We start from the raw sequence: 2,692 nt of genomic DNA, 5'->3' as shown, positions 1-2,692 counted from the left end.
CCATGCCCTACACCGTCAACACGCTCGACGAGCATGTGGACATGCTGATGGTCTGTCACCACCTCGACGCCTCAATTGCCGAAGATTTGGCGTTTGCCGAAAGCCGCATCCGCAAAGAGACGATTGCCGCCGAAGACGTGCTGCACGACCTGGGCGCCATCAGCATGATGAGCAGCGACAGCCAGGCCATGGGCCGCGTTGGCGAAGTCATCATCCGCACCTGGCAGACGGCGCACAAGATGAAAGGCCAGCGTGGTTGGCTGGCACCGGTTTTGACCGCTGCACCAGGCCAACATACCTACCGCAGCGAGCGTTTTCCGATTGAGATGAATTCGCGCAACGACAACTTCCGCGCCAAACGCTACATCGCCAAGTACACCATCAACCCGGCGCTTGCCCACGGCATCAGCCACGAGGTGGGCAGCATCGAGGTCGGCAAATGGGCTGATCTGGTGGTCTGGAAACCGGCCTTCTTTGGCGTGAAACCAGCGCTGATCCTGAAAGGTGGCTTCATCGCGATGGCCGCCATGGGCGACCCCAACGCCAGCATTCCGACCCCGCAACCGGTGCATTACCGCCCCATGTTTGGCGCTTATGGCGGCGCTCTGACGCGCGGTTCTTTGACATTTGTGTCGCAAGCCGGGCTGAATGCAGGCATCAAGGAGCGCTTCGGGCTGAGCAAGACCTTGAGCGCCGTGAAGAACATCCGTGGCGTGCGCAAGCAGCACATGGTGCATAACCACTATCTGCCCAAGATGGAAATTGATGCCCAGACCTACAGCGTGCGCGCCGACGGCCAGTTGCTGACCTGCGAAGCAGCGGTAAGCTTACCGCTGTCACAACGCTATTTTCTATTCTGATGATCCAAATTTCCAAACTCATGCCGCAAGGCGCCGGGCTGGCACCGGTGCTGCTCAAACGCGCCGCCACACTTGAACTCGACTGGGATGTGCGGCAAAAAAGCCGCTTTGACGCCACCGATTCACTCGGCCGCCAACTCGGCGTCTTTTTGCCCCGCGGCACGCTGGTGCGCGGTGGCGATGTGCTGGTGGCCGAAGACGGCTCTTTGGTCCGTGTCATTGCCGCACCGCAACCGGTGCTGGTCATCACCGCCTGCGCCACGCATGGCAGTCCGTTTGACCTGACCCGCGCCGCCTACCACCTGGGCAATCGCCATGTGCCGATCGAACTCAAGCCCGACCACCTGAAAATCGAGCCTGACCATGTGCTGGCCGACATGCTGCGCGCCATGCACCTGACCGTGCGCGAGGCCACCGAGGCGTTTGAACCTGAAGGCGGCGCCTACGCCAGCACCGGCCACAGCCATGCCGCGCATGCCCATGCGCATGGCGAAGCCCACGACCACGCTGTGGCAGCGCCCAAACCCAAGGCCATCAGCATCCCCGTGGTGGCGGCAGTGCCCCACGTTCACGGGCCGGGATGCAACCACGGACACGGCCATTCCCACTGATGCAAAACGACATGCCGGTGCAGACCCAAGACACCAGCCTGCTGCAGCTGATGTGGTTGGCATCTCCGGCCCTGCCGATTGGCGGCTTTGCCTACTCAGAATGCCTTGAGGCCGCCGTCGATACTGCGCGAGTAGCTACTGAATCAGGAGCAACCGAGTGGTTGCTGGACCAGCTTCACCTGAGCCTGGCCCGCAGCGACTTGGCCGTGCTGGCGCAGGCGATACCGGCCTGGCAACGCGGCGACGCCGCTGCAATTGCCAAACTCAACGCCTGGGTTTTGCAAACCCGTGAGAGCAGCGAGTTGCGTGCCCAAGCCGAACAAATGGGCCGCTCATTGCTGGAATGGCTGCGTAACCACACCACTGCCCGCACCGCGCAAATCGACACCCTGGCCGCCCTGCAGTCGACCTACCCCGTGGCCTTTGCCCTCGCCGCCTCCGCCACCCAAGCCAGCCTGCGCGACTGCCTGCTGACCTACGCGTTTGGCTGGGCTGAAAACATGGTGCAGGCCGCCATCAAATCGGTGCCGCTGGGCCAAAGCGCCGGGCAGCGCATCCTCTCTGCGCTCACCGCCGAAATCCCACCTGCCGTCGATCACGCTCTGGCGCTGGCAGACCATGAGCGCCAGGCTTTTTCACCCATGCTGGCGATTTTGAGCGCCCAGCATGAAGTCCAATATTCAAGGCTTTTCCGATCCTAGCCCTCGTATCTATTGCGTAAGCAGCTTCTTTATTCATAGCAAATCACCATGTCCACACTGCACCACATCAAAAATCGCACTAAAAAATTACCGCCCCTGCGCGTGGGCATCGGTGGGCCGGTCGGCTCCGGCAAAACCACGCTGCTGGAGATGCTGTGCAAAGGCATGCGCAACCAATACGACTTGGTTGCCATCACCAACGACATCTACACCAAGGAAGACCAGCGCATCCTGACCGTGAGCGGCGCCCTGCCCGCCGAACGCATCATGGGCGTGGAAACCGGCGGTTGCCCGCACACCGCCATCCGCGAAGACGCCTCCATCAACCTGGAGGCCATCGACCGTATGCTGGAGGAATTTCCCAACGCTGATATCGTGTTTATTGAGAGTGGCGGCGACAACCTGGCCGCCACCTTCAGCCCCGAACTCAGCGACCTGACCATTTATGTGATTGACGTCGCCGCCGGCGAAAAAATCCCGCGCAAAGGCGGCCCCGGCATCACCAAGAGCGACCTGTTCG

At 61.5% G+C, this 2,692-nt stretch carries 4 protein-coding genes; all 4 read left to right on the top strand.

The genetic code is table 11. The features are described 5' to 3' along the window. On the top strand, window positions 1–860 hold an 860-nt coding region (locus WCG50_RS18785; RefSeq protein ID WP_336901124.1), incomplete at its 5' end, for an urease subunit alpha. Continuing rightward, the gene (gene ureE, locus WCG50_RS18780; RefSeq protein WP_336901123.1) at window positions 860–1,471 is read left to right on the top strand and encodes an urease accessory protein UreE; all 612 of its coding nucleotides are present in this window, start codon (window positions 860–862) and stop codon (window positions 1,469–1,471) included. The genes WCG50_RS18785 and ureE, both read left to right, overlap by 1 nt. Beyond that, window positions 1,471–2,172 carry an urease accessory UreF family protein gene (locus WCG50_RS18775; protein ID WP_336901122.1) on the top strand — a complete coding sequence of 234 codons (702 nt, stop codon included), beginning with the start codon at window positions 1,471–1,473 and terminating at the stop codon, window positions 2,170–2,172. Before ureE ends, WCG50_RS18775 begins: the two co-directional genes overlap by 1 nt. A 48-nt stretch (window positions 2,173–2,220) precedes the next feature. Beyond that, window positions 2,221–2,692: urease accessory protein UreG (gene ureG, locus WCG50_RS18770; protein ID WP_336901121.1), on the top strand; the 472-nt coding region annotated here is incomplete at its 3' end.

The organism is Rhodoferax sp. (assembly GCF_037143375.1).
In the GTDB taxonomy this organism is placed as follows: domain Bacteria; phylum Pseudomonadota; class Gammaproteobacteria; order Burkholderiales; family Burkholderiaceae_C; genus Rhodoferax.
Note: the sequence above shows the minus strand (reverse complement) of the source record. Positions and strands in the feature narration are given on the sequence as shown.